The organism is Mycobacterium sp. GA-2829 (assembly GCF_001499965.1).
GTDB lineage: Bacteria > Actinomycetota > Actinomycetes > Mycobacteriales > Mycobacteriaceae > Mycobacterium.
In genome coordinates, this window is the sequence record NZ_LQIT01000076.1 from 1 (window position 1) to 3,136 (window position 3,136).

Genomic DNA, 3,136 nt, shown 5'->3' on the forward strand with positions numbered 1-3,136 from the left:
TGGGCGGGGGCGGCGAAGGCCAGGAATCCGGTGGCCAGTCCGCCGGCGATGATGGTGGCGAATCCGAACTTGTTCATTGTTCTGCCTCTTCTGCGTCTCTATCGGTCTGGAGGGTTTTCCTGGCCGGTCTGACTGCTTCAACCCGCAGGTCAGGGCCATCCATCCCGTTGGCAGTGATTGACCGACGCGTGGCAGAAACTGAACGGAACGCGCGCATATCAACCGTTGAGTCTGCGTCTAGGGCGTCGTCCACTCGAGGTTTGTCGCCCTGTGCGCAGAGTCAGACGTTGTCGGGGTCCTCGGCGAACGCGTCGGCGGTCTTCTGGGTGAGTTCGACGGCGATGCGGGCCCACTCGGGGGTGGCGGTGGCGAGCCCGCAGGCGGGGGTGACGCCGATGCGGTCGCGCAGCACGGCGCGGGGGAAGCCGAGGCGGTCGGTGATCGACGCCGCCGCGGAAGCCACCTGTTCGACCGACGGCCGTGCCGCCGGTGGGGTGCCCGGGACCACGCCGAGCAGTACGGTGCGTCCGGATTCGACGAACTCGCCGATACCGTCGAGATCCTCGGCGGTGAGCGTGCTGGTGTCCACGGACACCGCGTGAATGGTGCTGCGCTGGAACAGTTTCCACGGCAGGTTGACGGCACAGCTGTGCAGCGCCACCTCTCCGCCGATCCGTGCGATGCAGTCGTCGAACAGCTGGATGGCGACCGGCTCGTCCACGGGGTGCACCGGGGTGAGGCTGGTGACGCCGGTGAGCCGACCCGCCAGCGCGGCGGGCAGCAGCGGTTCGTCGAACTGGACGACAACGGGGGTGTCGAGCCGGCGGGCGACCTCGGCGCGGTGGACGGCCATCCCCTCGGCCAGTGAGCCCGCGAGGTCGCGGACGGCGCCGCGGTCGGTGAGTGCGCGGTGGCCGTTGGGCAGTTCGAGTTCGGCGGCCAGCGTGATCGGGCCCGGCGCCTGCACCTTGACGGTGCGGCCGCTGCCGCGCAGGCCCGCCTTCTCGAAGGCCTCCTCGAGGGCGTCGACATCCTCGGCGAGCAGGCTCTTGGCGCGGCGGACAGCGGAGTTGCGGCCTCCTGCGATGCGGTAGCCGCGGGGCACGATGTCGATACCGATGTCGACCAGCAGAGCGCCCGCGCGGCCGATCATGTCGGCGCCGACGCCGCGCGACGGGAGTTCCACCAGGTGAGGCAGGGTGTGCAGCTCGCCGACCACGACTTCGGCGGCTTGCCGCGGGTCAGCGCCTGGCCAGGATCCGATGCCGGTCGCGGCGGCGTAAACACTCACTCGGTGCAGGGTATGCGACGCGGCTAGGCTCGTCTGCGGGAAGGGGACGGCGATGACCGCACGGGCGCTGGTGGCGTGTGCTGCGGCGCTGCTCACCGCGGGCTGCGTGACGGTGGTCGGCGGGACCGCGGTCCGATCGGTGCCCGGCCCCGACGACGACTCCCGCTCCCCCGTCGACGTGGACACCGTACTGCTCGGGACCGCGCAGATGCAGGCGATCACCGGGGCCGGCGAGGACCTCACGATCATCCCCACCATGGACGGCAAGATCCCGGTGGACATCGCCCCGCTGATGGAGGAGATGCCCGCGCCGTGCCGCTGGCTGTTCGCCGAAACGCAGATCTTCGGCGACGAGGTCGAGGAGTTCCACAAGACGACGTTCCAGAACCCGCCCGAGGGTGGGTTGATCTCGCAGGGCGCGGCCGGGTATCGAGATGCGCCGACGGCGCGGCGGGCGTTCGACGGCGTGGTCGCGCTGGTCGACGATTGCGGGACAAGCGATTACGGACCGGCCTACATCGGAGAGTGGTCCGCGTCCGCCGATGCCGTGTCCGCGCGGCCCGGTGACTGCGGGCGGGACTACCGGCTCAAGTCGGCGGTGCTGGTCGAGGTGACGTTCTGCCGGTTCACCGAGTCGGTGCCCGACATCGTGATGACGAACATCCTGGCGAACGTGCCGGGGTAGCCCCGCGAAACCGAGTTGCGGTCGTCAAGCGCTTCCTAGGCCGGGCTCCCAGGTGGGCTGGAACGGTCCGGTGCGGTTCTGGTGGAGCCACTGCGGTTGGTTGTAGATGGATTGGCCGCCGTCGACACGAAGGTCGGCCCCGGAGATCCATGCGGCTTTGTCCGAGGCGAGAAACGCGACGGACTCGGCGATGTCCTCGGGTGTGCCGAGGCGGCCTGCGGGGGTGCGGCGAATCAGATCAGCGCGTACCCCACGTTCGTCAAGCATGGGTTTGGTCATCTGCGTTTCCACGACGCCCGGGAGCACCGCATTCGCGCGGATGCCATACACGCCGAGTTCGGCGGCGAGGGTACGAGTCAGCGGTAGCAGCGCGGCCTTGCTCACGCAGTACCCGCCGATCTGGTCACTGTGGGCGAGCGCCAGGCTGGAGACGATCAGCGTCAGCGATCCCGGTTGGCGTTCGGCGATCATGCGCTGGGCGGCGAGTTGGCAGACGTGAAATGTACCGGTGAGGTTGACGCCGATGTGGCGGTTCCACACCGCCGGGGTCATCGATTCGATGGGGCTGTACTTCGCGTAGCCGGCGTTGGCGACGACGGCGTGTGGCGCGCCACGCCACCGCACCACCTCGTCGAGCGCCGCCTGCAGCGCGTCGTAGTCGGTCTGATCGGCGGCGAAACCCCGGATGTCGTCGGTGCTCGCGGTGTGCGCCGCGGCGGCGGATTCGGCCAGCGCTGGCATGCGATCCAGCACGGCGACGGCGTACCCCTCGCGGAGGAAGCGTCGCGTGATCGCCTGTCCGAGTTCACCGGCCGCGCCGGTGACTACTGCGAGCGGTTTGTTCATCCTTATACCTCCGTCGAACTCACTGGTCGGTGCCGCCGGGTGGTGCATCACCAATGCAAGGGCTCTTCGGTGTCCCCTGCCACCGGACCAGACCAGACGAGTCAGTGGCCGCGGGCGACCCAGTCGTCGTAATTCACGATCTCGTCGCCGATGGTGGTGGTGTCGCCGTGGCCGGTGTAGACGACGGTGTCGGCGGGCAGGTTGCCCAGGCGTCCGGAGATCGACTCCAGGATGGTGGGGAAGTCGGAGAACGAGCGGCCGGTGGCGCCGGGCCCGCCGGAGAACAGGGTGTCCCCGGAGAAGACCGCCGCCAA

4 protein-coding genes are annotated in these 3,136 nt (G+C 69.2%); 1 reads left to right on the top strand and 3 read right to left on the bottom strand.

The genetic code is table 11. The features are described 5' to 3' along the window. Positions 1–280: 280 nt before the first annotated feature. Positions 281–1,291, bottom strand: a complete 1,011-nt coding sequence (locus AU194_RS28780) for a methionine synthase (RefSeq protein WP_059092669.1) — start codon at positions 1,289–1,291, stop codon at positions 281–283. Positions 1,292–1,343: 52 nt separating this feature from the next. On the opposite strand from AU194_RS28780, the gene AU194_RS28785 reads away from it, so the two are divergent. Beyond that, a complete protein-coding gene (locus AU194_RS28785; protein WP_059092666.1) occupies positions 1,344–1,976 on the top strand; it encodes a sensor domain-containing protein in 633 nt (210 codons plus the stop codon). A gap of 24 nt (positions 1,977–2,000) precedes the next feature. On the opposite strand, the gene AU194_RS28790 is transcribed toward AU194_RS28785, so the two are convergent. Together AU194_RS28790 and AU194_RS28795 are read right to left on the bottom strand one after the other, a co-directional pair. Next, positions 2,001–2,822 carry an SDR family NAD(P)-dependent oxidoreductase gene (locus AU194_RS28790; protein ID WP_059092667.1) on the bottom strand — a complete coding sequence of 274 codons (822 nt, stop codon included), beginning with the start codon at positions 2,820–2,822 and terminating at the stop codon, positions 2,001–2,003. Between the two features lie 101 nt (positions 2,823–2,923). After that, a partial coding sequence (locus tag AU194_RS28795; RefSeq protein WP_197417773.1) for an MBL fold metallo-hydrolase occupies positions 2,924–3,136 on the bottom strand: 213 nt, incomplete at its 5' end.

Coding starts and splice junctions, on each gene's coding strand:
- AU194_RS28790 (WP_059092667.1), bottom strand. CDS start 2,822: ATGAACAAACCGCTCGCAGTAGTCACCGGCGCGGCCGGTGAACTCGGA.
- AU194_RS28785 (WP_059092666.1), top strand. CDS start 1,344: ATGACCGCACGGGCGCTGGTGGCGTGTGCTGCGGCGCTGCTCACCGCG.